An 18,838-nucleotide genomic window follows, 5' to 3' on the forward strand; every position below is an offset into this window, starting at 1 on the left:
TGCGCCCCGAGACGCGTTGACCGGGCCGGTCTTTTGGCCCGAGTTCTGCATTTTACGTCGAAACGGACCGTACGGCCATTCGAATAGACCTGGTGAAAGTTCAATTTCCATTCGGCGGATTTTCACCAGCCGCAAGCGGCACTATGATGATCCACGGGCGTTCATCTTCGGGGGTCTCTCCCATGCCGACATCCGACAACCCGCCATTTCCCGCGGCCCTGCGCCTTTTCTCCGCGGGGGTCATCATCGTCCTGATCGTAGGCGCCGGCCTGTTTTTTGCGCCTGAGTTGGTCAAGCCGCGTTGGCCTTGGGCCGTCACGCCGTTCAGTGCCCGCTTCCTCGGCGGCTTTTACACCGCCGAAATCACGGTGATGGCGGCGCTGCTGTACTGGAATCGTTGGTCGCCCGGCAGGCTCGTGCTGGTGATGGCCTTCATCTTCACCGTCATCGTCTCAGCGGCTTCGTTCGTCAATCTCGGCTATTTCAACTTCGGGCGCAAAGCGACCTGGCTCTGGTTCCTGGTCTATCTTGCTTCGGCCGCGGTATCCGGGCTGTTCCTATGGCGGGCCAGGTCCCGTCCTTCAGCGAAAGGCGTGCCCCTGAACCCCGCATGGCGTGGCTACATGTTGTTGGAAACGGCGATCCTTGGGCTCTATGGCGTCTGCATGTTGCTTTTTCCCCTGATAGTCAGCAGCACCTGGCCATGGACGGTCGATCCGTTCCACGCCCAGGTCTACAGCGCCATCTTCCTCGCCGGTGCGGGCGGCATATATGTCGTCTGGAGGAGCGCGCCGCGCGAGGAACTGCTGGTGCTCGGCATGGCGCAGTTTCTGGTCGGCCTGCTTGCCATCCTTGGCCTCATCATCACCGACGCTGCGGTGCACCGGATCGACTGGGCGGCGACCAAGACATTGTGCTGGCTCGCCCTTTTCGGCTGGATCGGCATCAGCGGCGTCTTCAAACTCTACGTCGCTTCCCGGTATTTTAGCTCGCAATCGGCATCATAGCTTGCAGACACGGCTGGATTTTCAGGTGACGTCCGGTGCATCGTGCCGGGCTAATTGCCTTCGCCGGGAACGCCATGACCAGCACGACCTCGCCATCCTCCGAGAAAATCCAGCCGCTGCTCCGATCCGTCCGGCCAAGCGATGCGGAGGCGCTTTGCGCCATCTTCAACATGCCGGGATTTCGCTGGGGCACGCTCAGGATGCCCTTCGAAATGGTGGAGCAGGTGGAGCGGCGCATCGCCAAGTCCGGCCAGGAAACCACCTGGATCGTCGCGGAGTTGGACGGCAAGGTCGTCGGCCATGGCAGCCTGGTCGTGCAAGGCTCGCCGCGTCGTTCGCATATCGGCGAGATCAATATCGGCCTTGACGATGCCTTTGTCGGCAAGGGCATCGGCTCTGCCATACTTGGCGCGCTGCTTGACGTGGCTGACAACTGGCGCGCCCTGAAGCGGGTCGAATTGACCGTCTATGCGGACAACGAACCGGCCGTCCGTCTCTACAAAAGCCACGGCTTCGAGGTCGAAGGTCGGCATGTGAAGGCCGGTTTTACCGACGGGCAGTACCACGACCTGCTGAGCATGGCCCGGCTGCGGTTCTAAGGCATGTCGCCCAGAAGTGTGCAGCGGTTCTGGGACAACGACATGCATCAAAACATAGACTTAAAGCGGGTCGCCTGAATCCGGTTCAGCGCGACGCGCTTTAAGATCCTGGTTTTGATCGAGTTGAGGATCCATGTGTGGGCTGGTCGCATCAAGCAAGTCTGGTCGCCCTTGGCGTGTGCGGCGCAAGCGGCTAGACGGTATCAATGACCGTCGTCTTTGATCCAGCAGCTACGCCTCCGGTGGAAATTCTGGCTGTGCTGTCGTTGCTCTGCCCTGAAGTCGTGCGTGATATCGAGCAGAACTGGAACGCATCGGTTTCCGATTATGCCCGCCATCTGTGGCGCCCGGTGGCAAGGCCTGCATCCGGCCCGGCGATCGCTGCCCGCTCGATCCTGCGCGAAGCCCTGCATGAGCGCCTCGATGTGATTATGCGGCCTGAGGAAATCGGCAAGGCCCTCGAAGAGTTCGAGCACAGACCGGTGATTCAGTCCGGCCTGCACTGCCTGCTTCTGATGGACCGGATTACCTTCGATGCCGTCCTGCTTGCCTGGCTCGGCGCGGTCGAAAACGGCCTGTCGGCCTTTTTCGGCTTCATGGGAACGACGATGACCATGGAGACAGTTGGCCGCGAGGGCCCAGGATGGCTCGATGTCGGCTACGACAAAATCAACCTGTTCGGCCTGGGCCGCCACAAACTGTGCCGCAAAAGCACCTGCGCGGCCGGTCCCGTGTCTCTCAACACCCGCGCGCTCGAAGCGGTGGGCGATGAGACGGATGTCAGCCGCTGGCTGGGCACACTGCTTGCCAACCAGGACAAGGTGTTTGGAACCGCCGCCGATGCGCTGACAGCTCTCAACGAGGATCTGATCGCCAATTGGGATCGATCCGGCATGGCCCTGCCGGTTTTCATCGATGATCGGCTCGCCGCTGCTGCCATGGCGCGCCATCTGGAACATGACGACAGCCTTCTTTCCAGGCTGCTCATCGAGCCCGCAAGACGTCAGCGGCTCGACAGTGCCTTGCAAGAGGCCGTATCGAGCCCATTTGGCAGATTTCTGCCCAATGCCACGGACTATTTCTGGGGCATCCGTGAGGAGCGCGTGCGCAAGCTCGTCATCAGGAACGGGCACCTGGTCGAGCCTGACAGGCCGCATGGTCTTTCCATCCCGTTCGAACGGCTGCATCTCAGGCAAGCACTGCTGGACGGCGTGCTGTTGCCGAACCTGTTCCTGATGTTTCTCGTTCTCGCCATACTGCCGCGCGTGCGGGTCGTGGGCGGCCTGAGACAGATTGGCTATGTAGCGCTTTTCCACTCGATCCTGCTGGCTGTGCTAGACGAAAACGCGCCCGAAGAGCGCGATCTGGCTGCGGAGCTGCAGGTTCGGGAAAATGCCTGGGGCATGCGGGTCATCGATGAAAAGATCTCGGTCCGCGAGCAGCTTGCCGGCCAGCCGCAAGGGGCACTCTTCCCGGAACTGCTCCGGCAATATCGTTTACGGACATTTGCCGAGACGACCGACGACCTGAGACTGGTTCGCGAAGACGCCCGATGGCGCAAGATCGGCCGGGCAGCGATCAAGGCGACCTGAGCCTCGCTTCAGGCCTTATTCGCGGAGGGGCCATCGCGATCGGCTGCAGTTCAAGCCTGACCTGACATGGCCCAAACTGTCATTGCACGACACCGGCCTTGCGGAGCCCGTCCACCACGAGCTCGAAATCGGCAGGGTTCTTGTAGGGCAAGACTTTGCGACGGTATTCCAGCGAATAGTCGGGATTGACGCGAAGCACCTCCTGCCATGCCGCGCGGGCTTCGGCGAAGCGGCCCAGATGGCCGTAGCTGGCCGCCAGAAGCGCGCGCGAGACGTCGGTGACAGCGTTGCGCGCCAGCCGTTGCATCAAGAGGTCAACGGCCTCCTCGTACCTTCCTAGTTGAAACAAGGCCAAAGCCTGGAAGTGCAGAAGCACATCCGGAAAGTATGGATTCAAGGTCTTCCCCCGGGCGAAACTCTCGAGGGCCTCCTCGGATCTGCCCGAATAGTACAGCGCCTCGCCGAGGATGACATGCCCTTCGGCGAAGTTCGGATTGAGGACTATCGCGCGCTCGGCCTCGTTGATGGCCTCATCGTGTCGTCGTGTGTACAGCTTGACTATAGCCAGCGCCCAGTGCGCCCAGGGATCGCTGTCATCCAGCGTTACCGCTCGCGTTGCGGCCTCTTCCGCTTGCGCCATCGATTCCGGCGGCGACGCGCCCCACCGGTTCAGGTAATCGAGTCCGTGCGTGAGGGCGAGGAAGGCGTGGGCAGAGGCAAACTTCGGTTCCAGTTCGATGGCACGTTGCAAGAGGTCGCGGGCTGCGACGTTCGTCTCCTTCGTCAGCCGGTGCCACAGCTCCCGCCCCCGCAGGAAACAGTCATACGCCTCCGTGTTGCGCGGGTGCTCGGGCGCCAGCCGCTGACGGTCACCCTCAGTCAGATTGAGCGCCAGCGCACCGACGATCTGCTGCGTGACGTCGTCCTGCACGGCGAATATGTCGGTCAGGTCGCGATCGAACCGCTCCGCCCAGAGATGGCCGCCCGAGGCTGTATCGATGAGCTGCGCGGTGATGCGCACCCTGTTCCCCGACTTGCGTACGCTGCCCTCAAGCACATGCCGCACGCCGAGCTTCGTGCCCACCTCCTGCACATGGACGTTCTGGCCCTTGAAGGTGAACGACGAATTGCGTGCGATGACGAAGAGCTGCGACAGCTTGGACAGCGCCGTGATGATGTCTTCAGAGATGCCGTCTGCGAAGTAGTCCTGTTCGGCGTCACCGCTCATGTTGGTGAACGGCAGGACGGCGATCGACAGCTTCGGCGGAACGGCCGTCGCCGGCCGACCCGTCGCGGTTTCCGAGGTGGCGGCCGCCTTGGTCCCGGCGCTGCCGACTTGCAGCGAGTAGACCCGGATCGGCTCGGCGATGTTCTTGAGCTGCGTGCTGCCGAGATCGCTGACCGAGAGGTCGAGCCTCGCCTTGACCTGGCGATAGGCATCCTCGGACAGGCAGATGGCGCCGGGCGCCGCGACGCCCTCCAAACGCGAGGCGATGTTGACGCCGTCGCCCATGAGGTCGCCGTCGCTCTCTTCGACCACATCCCCCAGATGGATGCCGATCCTGAACTCGATGCGGCGGTCCTGCGGCACGCCGGCATTGCGCTCAACCATACCATTTTGAACCTCAACGGCGCAGCGCACGGCATCCACCACACTGCGGAACTCAACCAGCGCTCCATCCCCGGTGCGCTTGATCACTCGCCCGTGGTGCACTGCGATGGTCGGATCGATCAAGTCGCTGCGCAGAGCCCGCAACCTCGCCAAAGTAAGATCTTCGTCCGCGCTCGCGAGCCGGCTATACCCGACCACATCTGCAGCCAGGATTGCCGCTAGCTTACGATTCTCGCTCATGGGTCGTCTCCTCATCTCCAGGATAGCAGGAAGACGGAGGGTAAGAGGGAACTTTCGCAATCGACGGCCACGCAGCGGCCCGAATCGGCAGCGCTCTGCCACCGGACCCACGCCGATCGCTCGATGGCCATTTGCGTTGCCGCTTGCTGGTCGACGACTAACGGTTCATCCTTGTGTGAATACCCGGCCGTGAAGTGCGTAGCGAGATCACGCCGTGACGGCCCCTGGGTGAGGTCTTGTTCGATGGACTGCGCGGGCTGTGGTTTCGAGGTTGAGGGCGGTTACGCCTTCTGTCCAAGGTGTGGCCGGCGCCAGCCCGTGCCATGTGCCAGTTGCGGCTACCTCTGCGCACCTGATTTCGAGTTCTGTCCGAAATGTGGGGCAAGCGTCGGTGCGCCCGCAAAAGCCCTCGAACGGCCTGCTCCGACACCAAGCCGGACCATTGTGCCGCCTTCTCGCACTCCGTCGCTGCTTCCGAACATCGAAGGCGATGGGCTGCATCCCGTCTCAGACGCCGATCGCCGGACGGTAACGGTCCTGTTCGCCGACCTTTGCGGCTTCACGACACTCAGCGAGCAGCTCGACCCCGAGGTCATGCAAGCGCTGCAGAACGAATTGTTCAAGGAATTGACGGTGGCCGTGCGAAACTTCGGTGGTTTCGTCGACAAATTCATCGGCGATGCAATGCTCGCATTGTTCGGTGCGCCGGTAGCACATGAGGACGATCCGGAACGTGCGCTTCGCGCCGCACTCGACATGATCGCCCGGACGGCGCGGCTCGGCGAAAGCGCCCCCCACTCCGGCTCGCCTCTGTTACTCCACATCGGCATAAACACCGGTCCGGTCGTCACTGGCGGATTGGGCATCGGCACCGCTAAATCCTATTCGGTGACCGGCGATACAGTGAATACGGCGCAACGCCTGCAATCGTTGGCCGCACCGGGTCAGGTGCTGGTCGGCGAGCTCACCCACAGGCTGACCCGGCATGCCTTCTCTTATGAGTCGCTGGGTGATGTCGTGCTCCGCGGCAAGGCTGGCAGTGTCCTCGTCCATCGACTGGATGCACCGCTTGCGGCGCCGCGCGCGGCGCGTGGGCTCGAGACGCTCGGCCTCAGCGCGCCGATAATAGGTCGTGGTGCGGAGCTCAATAGAATGCTGGCGAGCCTTGACCAGGCGTGCGGCGGCGCGGCCCAACTTGTCCGCCTCGTCGGAGAAGCCGGCATCGGGAAATCGCGGCTGGTGAAGGAGTTCGTCGCCCGCGTCGGCGACGAGGATCGTTTTCGCAACGTCGCGGTGCGGCAGGCCATCTGCTCACCGCTGGGCGAACAATCATTTGGCGCCTTGGGCGCGGTGGTGCGCAGCGCTGCCGGGATGATGCAAAACGACAATGGGGACGAAATGCGGGGGAAGCTCGCGGGCTTGCTTACCGATCTCGGCCTGCAGGGCGAGGAGGCGAAGCGGCTGATGCCTTTGCTCTACCATGTGCTTGGCCTTGGCGACCCCGATGCCACCTTGCAGCATGTCGAGCCCGAGCAGCTGCGGCGGCAAATTCTCTACGCAGTCCGCACAATCATCGAGCGGCGGCTTGCGTTGTCGCCGCTGTTGATTGTCGTCGAAGACCTGCACTGGGCCGACGCCGTGTCGCTCGAGGCACTACGTTTCGTGATGGACAGGTTGGAACGCACGCGGTTGATGTTACTGGTCACGCATCGTCCGGCACCGGACAACGACCAACTCGAGTCAAGTCGGGTCAGTCACACGGCGCTCAGGCTTTCGCCGCTCAACAGTGATGACGGACGCAGCCTGCTGGCGGCGCTTTTCGGCGAGAGCTGGGTAAAGTCCGCAGGGGGGCTTCCCGACCAGATCCTCGAGCGGGCGGGCGGCAACCCCCTTTTTGTAGAGGAGATCGTTCGCGGCCTTATCGATCGCGGTGTGCTCATGCGCGACGGCCAGCAATGGCGGACTGTGGCAGGCGAAGTCGCAACCGGCATTCCCGCCACTATCCAGGCAATGTTGCTTGCCCGCGTCGACCGGCTGCCCCAAGAGGTGCGCCGGTTGGCCCAGGAAGCCGCGGTAATCGGCCCGCGCTTCGATGCCACACTTCTGAAAGCCGTGACAGCCGACCCCGGCCGCCTCGAAGCCGGCTGCGAACTGCTTTGCGATGCGGAAATCATCGAGGAGGTTGCCGGATCAGGCTCGGTCTCGTCGCAAAGCTACCGCTTTACGCAAACATTGCTGCAGGACGTGATCTACCAGAATCTGCTCCTGCAACGCCGGACCGACATCCACGGGCGGGTCGGTGCTGCCTTGGAGCAACTGTGCGGCGACAAGCCGGAACGGCTCGAGGATTTGACCGTGCTCGGTCATCATTTCGCACAGAGCGCCGAGCGGGAGAAGGGCGCGCATTACCTGCAGGCGGCGGGCGATCGCGCTCGCATGATATACGCCAACGACGACGCCCTTCGTTTCTACGAGCGAGCACTGACTGCGTTGGGCGTGACCGGGCAAACACCGCTCAAACTGGCAATTGCAGAGCGCATTGCCGATTTGAGCGGCCCGGTAGGCCGCCGCGAGATCGCGCACCACCACTACGAGGCGGTGCTGCAGGCATATCGCGAGTCAGGCAATCGTGTCGCTTCGGCGCGCGTTTTGCGTAAGATCGGCCGGCTGCTCTGGGATGTCGGCAAGCGGGACAACGCAGAATCCCGCTATGCCGAAGCGGCAGCGCTCCTCGATGGAGCGGATGCCCCGATAGAGCAGGCGCATCTCTGGCAAGAACGGGGCCGACAGGCGTTCCGTAGCGGAGATCACGCTCTCGCGACAAAATGGGCAGACGCGGCGCTGGATTGCGTGGGCACTCTGACAGCGGAGCATATCTCAGAGGCAGGGTGTGATGCCACTCTTGTGACCGCCGAGGCACTCAATACGAAGGCCGTTGCGTTGGCTCGCCTTGGGCGAAACCATGAAGCCCTGCGTCTGGTTGAGCGCAGCATTGAATTGGCCGAAGCCGCCGGCCTACTGGGCACGGCCTGCCGCGGCTACACCAATCTCGGCGTGCTTTACACGACCATCGATCCGGCAAAGGCGATGGAGGTCTGTCGGCGCGGTCTTGAAGTGGCGCGCCATATTGGTGATTTGGGCTTCCAGGCGCGCCTCCTCGCCAATCTGGCCGTCGCTTGTTGTACTTTCACGGATCGCTGTCCAACCGAGGGCGTGCCTGCTGCCGAGAAGGCCATCGAGATCGACCGGGCACTCGACCAGCGCGAGCACCTGCCGGTGCCGTTAATCGTGCTTGGGCAGATCCACCAGTGCAACGGCCATCCGGAACTGGCGGTTGGCTTGTTCAACGAAGCAATGGACGTAGCCCGCGAAACGGGCGAACCCCAACTGCTGTTTCCGTGCTATGATGGTCTTGCAACGCTTAATCTCGACCTCGACAATCTGGCAGAGGCCGAACGCTACTTTTCCCTGGCGCAGGGTATATGCGCCCAGCACGGGCTCGACCCGGAAACGCTTGTGGTGCTGCCTTTTCTCGACTAGCCGGGGTGGGAGGTTGGAAATGTCCACGCGTATTGACTTGGTACCGCTTCAACCGGGCGACCGTGCGCCGAACGTGGTGCTCGACGCCATTACCCAGGAAGGCAAGATCGCGCTTGACGACTTTCGCGGACAAAAACCTGTGCTGATCGGCCTTTTTCGAGGTCTTCATTGTGCGTTTTGCCGGCGCCATATCGCTGCCCAGGCGCGGCTTGATCCGGAGTTGCGCGAAAAAGGCGTGGGGAGCCTGACGGTTGTCAACACGCCGATCGAGCGGGCGCGTCTCTACTTCCGCTACCACCCGATGCCGAATCTGCTTGCCGCCTCCGATCCTGAACGCGCTTCACATCGTGCTTTTGGTCTACCCAATCTCGAATTCACCCAAGACGAGACAAACTGGCCGTATAAGGTCTCGATGGCAGTGGCAAAGGATATGCGGGTCGACATACCGGGCGAGTTGCCCGGTCCAATGGACCCTTTTGCGGCCAGCGAATTCCTCGACAAGAGGGACCATTACGACGTGACCGAAGCCGACCAGCAGATGATGGCAACCGGACACGGACAACTGATCGGTCAGTTCCTGCTCGACCGGCAGGGGGTTGTCCGCTGGAGTTTCACGGAGGTTCCAGAGGGTGGGCGATACATGTTTGGGGCGCCTAGCCCGCAGGAGCTGATGTCAGCCGTGTCCCAAGTCGCCCAATAGACACTTTTGCGGGAGTATGTTGCGACGATGCAGCTATGTTCGCAGAACTCGCTCTATTATTAGTCGACGAGACGAAACCTCACGCCTTGCCATATTGCCGTTTGCTCATACCCGTCCGCGTCAAGGCGCGCAAAACACCTTGAGATGAGCACCGATGGACTGCCGTGCGGAATATGTCGACGGCAGTGGTGGTGAAACTTCAGTACGTGTGCCTTTGGGGGCTTGGCTCGGAACGCCAGAGCGGTTCAGCTTTTTCGTAGATGGACCCGCTGTAAGTATTTGTTTTTACTCGGGCCGAGGCAACCGCTGATAAGTTTGCGGCACGCAATCGCATCTATCCCCTCGTAATGCGATAGACCGTTGCATCGCCCTCTACACCTCGAAGTGGCGCTTCAAACGCGATGACGTCTCGGCCGGCAAGCAGGTCACTTACACCGGGCGCGGAATAGAGCGCCTCGGAGATGCAGACCTGTCCGGCTTCCGCCAGTGACTGCACGCGTGCGGCGACATTCACAGTCTGGCCGAAGTAGTCGAGGTTGTCGTTGAGTGTGACGGCAATCGATGGACCGCAGTGCGCACCCATCTTGAGGATAATCCCTGGCCTGACACTACCGCTGTTGAAGCGATCGATTTCTTCAAAAATATGCAGGGCGGCCGAAATTGCATCCGATGGTCGCGAGAATACTGCCATCACCGCATCTCCGATTGTCTTTACGACAGCGCCGGAATGCTGGTGGACCGCCGCATTGAGAAGAGCGAAATGCTCGCGGACCAGGGCATAGGCATTGAGGTCGCCAAGACGCTCGTACATGGCGGTGGAACCCTTGAGGTCCGTGAACAGGAAGGTGATCTGCCGGATGCCGAGCCCCTCCTTCTCGTCGACACGCTCGGAACGGAAGAGCTGGCGGAAGGTTTGCTGCGCAAGCAGCGCCCCGCCGGAAACATATGGATCGAAATCGAGCGTCGGTTTGGTCGTCAACGCGACAAGCTCAGGCGGCCAGTTGATGAGAAGCAACGCGCCACGACCGGGTCCGGTATTCGCAACCTCAATGACAACCGGACCGGGCGGCACGGCCGGCAACGCCGGCAAGAAACGCTTGCCGTCATAGCTGATCTTAAGAAGTGTCGGCGCCAACACCGGATCCCCTGACACAGGTACAGCGAATGCCGCCTGAGTCTGCACGTTGACGCCCGACAGGGAGCCGGGATCGAGGTCCGCGCACAGCATTGTCGTGGTGCCCGGCGGCAGGAACGTCATGCCCCGCACGAAGCCTCGCAGAACGTCCAAAAAGCGCACGTCCTGCCCGGGTAGCCGCCCGGCATTGCTGAAGTGTAGCTTCCAGTGAAAATCCTCGACAGAGAGCGTCTGGGGCTCGTGGAACGGAAGGCGCCGCAGATGCGGCGATATAGAGAAGGAGACCTCGATAAAATCGTCGAGGTTGGTATCGCCCGATACGTCGCAGAGACCGCAGACGTAATGCGTCTGCAGCGTGCGCAGGGCGCCGAAACTGTCGAGCACCATCCCGGATTGCGGACAGAGCACGTCCCAGCTCATATCGAACAGGCCGCAACGGGCCGCGTGGAGGAAGAGGTCGATTGCTTCAGGCTCGGCGATTGCGCGGTCGCGGGCGAAGGCCAGCGGATTGACCCGATAGAGCGCCTGGTCGTCGCCGCTCCTGATAAGCGTCTCGAATTTTGAGATGACGCGCGGGCTCCAGGCTCGCGCTTGCTCGATCTCGGTCATCTTGCCTTCGAGAAGGCGATCGTCGACCACCATCACGCCGAAACCCCAATTTGCCTTGCGGCAGCCTACCAAAAAATCCTTCCCGATGCGAATGGATGGAAATCCTTCGTCTGTCTCGAGCCTTAGGGCGGCCCGCGCCACACTGGTGCAGACGCTCTGAATGTCGGCTAATGCATGTCGCCCAGAAGTGTGCAGCGGTTCTGGGACAACGACATGCTTCAAAACAAAGACTTAAAGCGCGTCGCCTGAATCCGGTTCAGCGCGACGCGCTTTAGGGTCAGTCATTAGCGGAATTTCGCGTTGCCTGCTCGCGCGTGTCAGCACTGCGAGCCGCTGCGGAGCGTCTCGTCGATCGCATCTCGCGCATTGTCAGCGGGAATAATGACCCTGACAGGGTCACGGTTCATTCGAGCACGGCCTCGACAATGGCAACAAAATCATCGAGCGAGCGATCCCCACGAATCTCGATGCGCGGAAGGTCGATGGGATCGCAATCGAGGTCCGCCGGCCCGTGTCTGCCGCCGAAGCCGATCCGGTAGCCGCACTCCTTGGCCAGCCGGCCCAGCCGTCGGTCGGTGACAGAGAAGGGTGCCGCGAACGCAGTGGTTGGCCGACCGGTCCACCGTTCGATGAACATACGAGAGCGCAGGAGCTCGGCGGCCAGGTCGGAACTCGACAGACCATCGATCGCGCGATGCGTCGCCAGATGGCTTCCGAAGAATGCACCTTCGCCCGCGAGGCGTCGCACGGTCCCGGCGTCCATAAGTGGCGTCGGCGGGCCGATGGCGGCGTCCCACCGTGCACTGCCACCAACTAGATCCGTCACCAGAAACACTTCCGCGGTCAGGTCGTTGCTGCGCAACTCCGGCCAGGCATGGTCGGCAAAGTTCTGGAAGCCGTCATCGAAGGTGATGAGCACTGGCCGGCCAACGAACGGTTGGCGGTTGGCGATGAAAGTTTCCAGTTGCTCGGACGTGATCGCGTGAAAGCCATTGGCGCGCAGCCATGCCATCTGGCTGCCGAACGCGGCCGGCGTGCACCGAAAACGGGCGAGCGCGGCCGGACCATCATCGGCGACGCCGTGATACATGAGGATAGGGATACGTTGCCGCCGCTCACTCCGTTTGACGTCGCGGCGCAAGGCCCGCGCCCCGCCCCAGACGACATTTCGCGCTACCCCGAATTCGAGGCGCGCGCGGATTGGCACATGATCAATCGTCGGTTGCGTCGTCACGTCGTCCGGGGACATGCGGCGGAAGCGGTCTATGCGGTAAAGCTCGGTCTGGATCGATTGCTCCAACACGAGACCTTCGGTCGCCGCCAGCGTCTCCGAGATCACTTGTGCACCGAATGTGTTCCAGTCGAAGCCCGTCTTCTCAACATTGTCACGCAACACGAATGCGTGTGCGCTGATGAAACTGCCGCCAGGCGCCAACGCCTCAGCGAATTTCTTGGCGATGCGCCGCAACTCGGCGGCATCATCCAGGTAGTAGAGCACTTCCGAGCAAACGATCAGGTCCATCTCGCCCGGCAGCGTGTCGGCGACGAAATCCAGCACGCCGAACTCAATATTCGGCTGATCGCCGCATCGCGCGCGCGCTCGCCCGACGGCTACGGCGGAGATGTCGGTTGCGGTCAAATGGTCCACTCGCGGCGCCAGTCGCCGCGTGAAATGGCCCTCTGCGCAGGCCAGCTCAAGCGCCCGTCCGATAGGACCGGCAGGCAGAATTTCGAGCTGCCGCTCATACTTTTCCTGTTCGTAGGCCGAGCCATAGTTCCAGGGATCCTCGATCGCGAAATGGCGATCCCAGAACGACGTGCGATCATTGTCGTGCCGATCCGCGGCCTTTGCACGGCGCGGCGCTGCAAGGGGCCCTGTAGCTTCGGGACTCGACCGAACCAGACGCCGCGCTTGCGCGGCCAATTGCGCGAGTTTGCCGAAGTGGCTGTCCCGATCAGGCCGGCGGCCCGCGCGCTTATCGCCGGAGAGACTGTTTGCATGTCGCTCAGGGGGCACGGAATTCAGGATCAATTCAATCCAATGACGCCTTGTCACCGTTCCGAGGACGCCGAACTGCACGCGCGCCTCGATCTGGCCATCCATCATCAGGCAGGCATAAATCTGATCGATTCCTTCCGGCAATTCGGTCGGGGTTGGTTTTCGAGCGTCGACGCGAATTCCGAGTGTCCGCGTCAGCCTGCGCGGCGCGGCGAGGTCGTCGACGTCAAGAATCATTTGCTCAAGGTGATACTGGACGCGGCGACCGGCTACGGGATCGCCCCAGACCTTGCCGAGTTCGATGATCAACTCGGCGAGGGGGCCGCTGAACCTGTCCCACCTGGCAGCCAGCTGCGCTGGCACCGACAGGCTTCCCACCATAAGGCCGTCGAAGACCACTTTGGCGATCTCACGCGCCCACTTGCGTCCTGCCGGGAGCGCGCGCAGGGACTGCGTGTTGATCGAGCGCGAGCCGCGGCCGCAATCCGACGCGGCGTTCCACAACGCGAACCACGCGAGTGCTTCGGAAGCAGTGCAGCCGTGGGCCTCGATCGCTCCGTTGGCGTGGGCCGATGCTGGGTGTTCGACCCTGGGATCAGGAGAAAAGCCGCGGGCGATCACGGTTTCCGCATCGACCAGCATCTGCGTCGAATTGCGGGTCAGCGAGTTGGGTCCGGTCTGATAGAAAGCGAGCGGCTCGTCGACCATCACCCAAGGTCCGCCTAGACGCGCGAGGCGCTGCCACAGATCCCAGTCCTCGCAGGTACGCAGCGACACATCGAAACCGCCCAACTCGACAATTTTCTCGCGGTCGACCAGCAGCGCGTGAGTGCGAATGGCACACCGGCGGGCGAATGTTTCGAAGGGCTGGATCGCAACCTCCGTTGAGATGCTCGACGGGGTGAGTTCGCCATCGGGCATCACGCGCCGAGAACCGCAATAGGCGGCCACTGCATCGGGAGCGGTTTTCAATGCGGCCAGCATTTTCACAAGGAAGCTGGCATCCACCCAATCGTCCGCGTCCAGAAACAAGACCCAGTGGCCGCGCGCTTTCGAAATCCCGTTATTGCGGGCGCCGGCGGCGCTGTACGCGCAAGAGCTCAACGTCCGAAACCGGGCATCGCGCTCCACATAACCGGCGATGATCGCGGCGGTGCTGTCCGTGGAGGCATCGTCGACGACGATCGCCTCCCAATCCACTACTTCCTGATCGAGAAGGCAATCGAGTGCGCGCGCCAGCGTCGCCTCCGCGTTGTGCGCAGGAACCACGATTGAAACCAAGGGATTATGCGCCACGCCGTCTTACCCACTCCTGGTTCGAAGGTATGGCAAGAGTCCCGAAACATAGCGGGCGATTTCCTGCCAACGGAAACGGTCCTCAGGGACGCTGCGTCCAAACAGTCTCCTGCGAACTTTCCCGAGATACCACAGCGGGTTCCATTTGAAAGCCTGCTTCAAATTCGACCCGACGGTTTCCAACCACATCCGTCAGCTGGTTGCCCGGCCGTCCCAAAACCCGACAGTCCAGTGCCGGCCCCAAGCTGCCTGTCACGAATGCGTCGCATGGCAGACATTTCTAAGGTCCTGTCGATTCATCAAAAGTAGACATCGCTAATGCAAAGGCCGCAGGCAGCCCTTGCGGCAATAACAGCCGTTGTCCGTGCATTCTCGAACAGCCATTCTCCGTCCGAACGAAGACCTTCCGTCACGCGTTGGGCACGCGTTAGAAGCCGACTGTCGCAGTATACATCCAGGCGTGAGGCAGTATCTACACATATAGTTTAGATAATTCCGACTGATCCAAAGATAACGCATAACTTCGCCTCATTTTTTGGGATAAGCTACTTTTTCAACAGTGGATCGTGCCCAATGATCAATCGGATTAGCCAGCTATTTTCGCTACGACAAAGAGATGCAAAGCAACATCAATCGGAACGTATGCATTTGTTGCTAGTCCAAGAGGGAGCGAGGGACGCACGAATCGGTTTAAGCCAAGAGGATTTCGGCTTGCCGGTCGGGTATTTGTCTGACATAATTCCGGTTTCCGAGTTTTCCACTGGGCAATTGGGGCATAGTGATGGCTAAGGAATCTTCGAGTGCCGCGTCTTCAGCAAATAAAGCGGATGCAAATCTGATAGGTAATGCGGAGGGAAACGGGCTGAACTTCATGGCGGGCCAGGCTCGCGAGGGCGGGGCAGGCGGTGACGCTCCAGGTGTCGACAAGATACGTGATCTTTTGTTCGGCAATCAGATGCAGGATTACGACCGCCGCTTCTCCAAGCTTGAGGAGCGGTTCCTGCAACGCTTCAAGGATGTCGAGTCCGAAGCCAAGCGTAATCTTGAAACCTACGAGTCGAATGCCAAGAAGCAGGTTGACTCGCTGGCGACGCAGTTGCGGAACGAAAAAGATGCGCGCGCCGAGGCCGACAAGGAGATCGACCGCAATCTTCGCGATCAAAACCAGGCGCTCGAAAAGCAGGTGCGCGCCTTGTCGGATCAATTGAGCGAGCTCGAGCGCGAAATCGCGGATCGCATGAACAGAAGCGACCATTTGCTGCGCGAGGAAATCAAGCAAAAGAATGAAAGCGCTCAAATGCTGATGGAGAAGATCTTTTCCGATCTCAGCAACGTCAAGACCGACCGGAATCTTCTGGCCGGCCTGTTCGTCGAGGTCGCGAAATGTCTCAACCAGGATCCCGTCGGCAGCAAGGGCAATTCGGAGCGTGGCTGGAAAGTGAGTTGATCGGAACTTGACGTCGAGCGTCGAACCAATCAGCCTACCTCAGAGACAAGCTTCGATCGATACCGGGATTGATCGCGAGGCTTTGGCCCGCCTTTTGGTGGAAATCGCCCGGAACGTCGATCCGGACAACCATGCGCTTTACGAAGGCGTTCCGGCCGCCGATCATCAGCTGGAAAAGCTTCGCCAACTGCTCGTCGGCCACGAAATCTCGGAGCTTTCACGCGTTACGCACCTGCTCGACGAACCTGAGCAGCTTGCGGCCGCTGTAGGAAACATTCTCCCCGACGCGACCGCGCGCGCGTCTCATATGCAACTCGGCGAGGCCCTCGCGCCGGCCGTCGAAAGAGCTGCGCAACGGTCCATCCAGAAGAACCCGAACACACTGACGGATATATTATATCCGGTGTTTCTGCCGGCCATTCGCAAGTCGATTGGCGAAAAGATTGACCAGACCTTCCAGTCGCTGAATGAATCTTTAAGGCATATATTTACCTGGCATGGCCTCAAGTGGAGATTTGAGGCCTGGAGAACGGGAACAAGCTTCTCGGAAGTCGTTCTCAAGCATTCTCTCGTATATCGCGTGGAGCATGTCTTTCTCATTAGCCGCAGCTCCGGGCTTTTGATCGCGCATGTAACAGCCGAAAACGCGACCAGCGAAGACCCTCAACTGATTTCCTCGATGCTCAGCGCAATCCAGGATTTTGTGAAGGATTCGTTCAACGAGAAAGAAAACAGCGGCCTGGACACCATCCGGTTCGGAGAGCTTCGCCTCTGGTCGGAAGTCGGACCGTTTGCGACGCTGGTTGCGGTGATCAGGGGAAATCCGCCAGAGCAGTTGCATGACGTAATCCGCGACGTATTGCTTCGCATCCATGATCAGTCCTCGCAGGCTTTGGAGCGCTTCGACGGGGATACCTCGCAGTTGCCCGGCGTAGAGACCCAGTTGCAGACCTGCGTCGAGCTGCAGCATACGGATTCAAAAGAGGGATTCCCGTGGCTGGTGGTGACGGCAGCCCTGCTGATTCTGACTGCGGCAGGCGTCTGGTTCTTTCTTTCCTGGCAAGCCGGGCAGCGCTGGCAGACCTATCTGTCGCGACTGGCGACCCAGCCGGGGATCGTCGTTTCGGACCAAAAAATTCGCGGCGGCCAGTTCTACATTGCCGGCTTGAGAGACCCGCTCGCCGCCGACCCGCAGTCGCTGTTGTCGGGAACGGAGGTCGATCCCGCGCGCGTTCATTCAAACTGGCAGTTCTATCAGAGCCTCGAGCCGGAATTCGTGCTGAAGCGGCTGACGGCGTCGCTGGCGCCGCCGGATTCGGTACGCCTCTCGGTCGTCGATGGTCGCATCGTCGCCGAGGGTGAGGCTACCACCACGTGGATCAACCGGGCGCGGGCCGCCGCCCAGCAGCTTTCGGCAGGCGGACCGGTCTTCGACATCTCCGGGGTCCGTGATGTGAGCGCCGAGGAGCGCTGGCAGGCCTATGTGTCGCGACTGGAGACCCAGCCTGGCCTCATCGTCGCCGATCAGAATGTGCGCGACGGCCAATTCTATATTACCGGTCTGAGGGACCCGCTTGCCGCCGACCCGCAGTCGCTGTTGGCCGGAACGCAGGTCGATCCAGCGCGTGTTCATGCAAGCTGGCAGTTCTATCAGAGCCTCGAGCCGGAGTTTGTGTTGCAGCGCCTGACGGCGTCCCTGGCTCCGCCGGATTCGGTGCGGCTTTCGATCGTCGATGGTCGCATTGTTGCCGCGGGTGAGGCCACCACCGCGTGGATCAACCGGGCGCGGACCGCCGCCCAGCAGCTTTCGGCCGGCGGACCGGTCTTCGACATCTCCGGGGTCCGTGACGTGAGCCCCGAGGAGCGCTGGCAGGCCTATGTGTCGCGACTGGAGACCCAGCCCGGCATCATCGTCGCCCAACAGAATGTGCGCGATGGCCAATTCTATATTACCGGCCTGAGAGACCCACTCGCCGCCGACCCCCAGTCGCTGTTGTCCGGAACGAAGGTCGATCCCGCGCGCGTTCATGCAAGCTGGCAGTTCTACCAGAGCCTTGAGCCGGCGTTCGTGCTGAAGCGGCTGACGGCGTCGCTGTATCCGCCGGATACAGTACGACTTTCGATCGTCAATGACCGCATCGTTGCCGAGGGTGAGGCTCCCGACACCTGGATAGATCGGGCGCGCGCAGCGGCTCGACAGCTTTCAGCAGGCGGACCGGAGTTCGACATCTCCAAGGTTCGTGATGTGAGCCCCGATGCACGCGCGGCGGAGCACTGGCAGTATTATGTGTCGCGACTTGAGGCCCAACCGGGAATCATCGTCGCTCAACAAACGGAGAGGGGCGGGCATTTCTACATTTCCGGCCTGAGAGACCCGCTTGCCGCCGACCCGCAAGCTCTGCTGTCCGGAACGGAGGTTGATCCCGCCCGCGTTCATTCACAGTGGCAATTCTATCAGAGTCTTGATCCGAAGTTCGTTGTGAAGCGGCTGACGGCGTCGCTGTCCCCGCCGAAATCGGTTCGGCTTTCGATCATCCAGGGTCGCATCGTTGTCGTGGGCGAGGCAGCTGCCGGCTGGATCAGCCGGGCGCAGGCAGCCGCCGACCAGCTTTCGGCGGACGGAGTGGTTCTGGATGTCTCGCAGCTGCGCGAGCTGAACCTTGCAGAACTTAATCATTTGAGAGAGGCCATCCAGACGACCGATATTTTCTTCTCTTCCGGTCGAGTTGTGCCGGGACCGGAGCAGACGCCGGTGCTCGACAGATTGGCTGATCAGTTGAAGGAATTCGCCGAAACTGCCCGCAAGGCAGGCGTGACAGCGCGGTTCATGTTGACCGGCCATTCGGACACCACGGGCCGTGAGACGGCCAATGCGTCGATCAGCGCCGCCCGGGCGGAGACAGTTCGCGCGCTTCTCAACAAGCGCGGCGTCGCTCCGGAACTGCTGCAGGTTCGCGGCGCCGGCACCTTTGAGCCGGCGGTGCCCGAAAATGAAAATAGTCTAACTGGGAACTCCACCAATCGCCGGGTTTCGGTTACGGTGAACCTGGAGTAGTGCGGAG

The 18,838-nt window shown here is 61.3% G+C and carries 10 protein-coding genes; 7 read left to right on the top strand and 3 right to left on the bottom strand.

The window, feature by feature from the left end; all coding sequences use genetic code 11:
• The first annotated feature begins 182 nt into the window (after nt 1-182).
• From RFM98_RS16350 to RFM98_RS16360, 3 genes are all read left to right on the top strand, one after another.
• Complete coding sequence (locus tag RFM98_RS16350; RefSeq protein ID WP_320309831.1) at nt 183-1,007, top strand: hypothetical protein; 825 nt, start codon at nt 183-185, stop codon at nt 1,005-1,007.
• 74 nt (nt 1,008-1,081) lie between these two features.
• On the top strand, nt 1,082-1,606 hold the full coding sequence (locus tag RFM98_RS16355; protein WP_320309832.1) for a GNAT family N-acetyltransferase: 525 nt from the start codon (nt 1,082-1,084) through the stop codon (nt 1,604-1,606).
• Between the two features lie 206 nt (nt 1,607-1,812).
• Nucleotides 1,813-3,198, top strand: coding sequence for a hypothetical protein (locus tag RFM98_RS16360; RefSeq protein WP_320309833.1), 1,386 nt, complete (start codon nt 1,813-1,815; stop codon nt 3,196-3,198).
• A 79-nt stretch (nt 3,199-3,277) separates the two neighbouring features.
• On the opposite strand, the gene RFM98_RS16365 is transcribed toward RFM98_RS16360, so the two are convergent.
• Nucleotides 3,278-5,050 carry an adenylate/guanylate cyclase domain-containing protein gene (locus RFM98_RS16365; protein ID WP_320309834.1) on the bottom strand — a complete coding sequence of 591 codons (1,773 nt, stop codon included), beginning with the start codon at nt 5,048-5,050 and terminating at the stop codon, nt 3,278-3,280.
• 243 nt (nt 5,051-5,293) lie between these two features.
• Here RFM98_RS16365 and RFM98_RS16370 point away from each other — a divergent pair, with 243 nt between their 5' ends.
• Complete coding sequence (locus tag RFM98_RS16370) at nt 5,294-8,590, top strand: ATP-binding protein (RefSeq protein WP_320309835.1); 3,297 nt, start codon at nt 5,294-5,296, stop codon at nt 8,588-8,590.
• Between the two features lie 19 nt (nt 8,591-8,609).
• Nucleotides 8,610-9,290, top strand: a complete 681-nt coding sequence (locus tag RFM98_RS16375) for a redoxin domain-containing protein (protein ID WP_320309836.1) — start codon at nt 8,610-8,612, stop codon at nt 9,288-9,290.
• Between the two features lie 334 nt (nt 9,291-9,624).
• On the opposite strand, the gene RFM98_RS16380 is transcribed toward RFM98_RS16375, so the two are convergent.
• The gene (locus RFM98_RS16380; RefSeq protein ID WP_320309837.1) at nt 9,625-11,070 is read right to left on the bottom strand and encodes an adenylate/guanylate cyclase domain-containing protein; all 1,446 of its coding nucleotides are present in this window, start codon (nt 11,068-11,070) and stop codon (nt 9,625-9,627) included.
• A gap of 367 nt (nt 11,071-11,437) precedes the next feature.
• Entirely contained in the window at nt 11,438-14,329 is a 2,892-nt protein-coding gene (locus RFM98_RS16385; RefSeq protein WP_320309838.1) for a trifunctional glycosyltransferase/class I SAM-dependent methyltransferase/polysaccharide deacetylase, read from the bottom strand.
• 781 nt (nt 14,330-15,110) lie between these two features.
• Between RFM98_RS16385 and RFM98_RS16390 the strand changes: the two genes are divergently transcribed.
• Together RFM98_RS16390 and RFM98_RS16395 are read left to right on the top strand one after the other, a co-directional pair.
• Complete coding sequence (locus RFM98_RS16390; RefSeq protein WP_320309839.1) at nt 15,111-15,776, top strand: hypothetical protein; 666 nt, start codon at nt 15,111-15,113, stop codon at nt 15,774-15,776.
• 7 nt (nt 15,777-15,783) lie between these two features.
• Entirely contained in the window at nt 15,784-18,831 is a 3,048-nt protein-coding gene (locus RFM98_RS16395) for an OmpA family protein (RefSeq protein WP_320309840.1), read from the top strand.
• Nucleotides 18,832-18,838 lie beyond the last annotated feature (7 nt).

This window comes from Mesorhizobium australafricanum (assembly GCF_033977265.1).
Taxonomy (GTDB): domain Bacteria; phylum Pseudomonadota; class Alphaproteobacteria; order Rhizobiales; family Rhizobiaceae; genus Mesorhizobium; species Mesorhizobium australafricanum.

Excerpts from the sequence above, each read along its gene's own strand:
- RFM98_RS16360 (WP_320309833.1), top strand. The coding sequence starts at position 1,813 with ATGACCGTCGTCTTTGATCCAGCAGCTACGCCTCCGGTGGAAATTCTG.
- RFM98_RS16350 (WP_320309831.1), top strand. The coding sequence starts at position 183 with ATGCCGACATCCGACAACCCGCCATTTCCCGCGGCCCTGCGCCTTTTC.
- RFM98_RS16365 (WP_320309834.1), bottom strand. The coding sequence starts at position 5,050 with ATGAGCGAGAATCGTAAGCTAGCGGCAATCCTGGCTGCAGATGTGGTC.
- RFM98_RS16375 (WP_320309836.1), top strand. The coding sequence starts at position 8,610 with ATGTCCACGCGTATTGACTTGGTACCGCTTCAACCGGGCGACCGTGCG.
- RFM98_RS16390 (WP_320309839.1), top strand. The coding sequence starts at position 15,111 with ATGGCTAAGGAATCTTCGAGTGCCGCGTCTTCAGCAAATAAAGCGGAT.
- RFM98_RS16355 (WP_320309832.1), top strand. The coding sequence starts at position 1,082 with ATGACCAGCACGACCTCGCCATCCTCCGAGAAAATCCAGCCGCTGCTC.
- RFM98_RS16370 (WP_320309835.1), top strand. The coding sequence starts at position 5,294 with ATGGACTGCGCGGGCTGTGGTTTCGAGGTTGAGGGCGGTTACGCCTTC.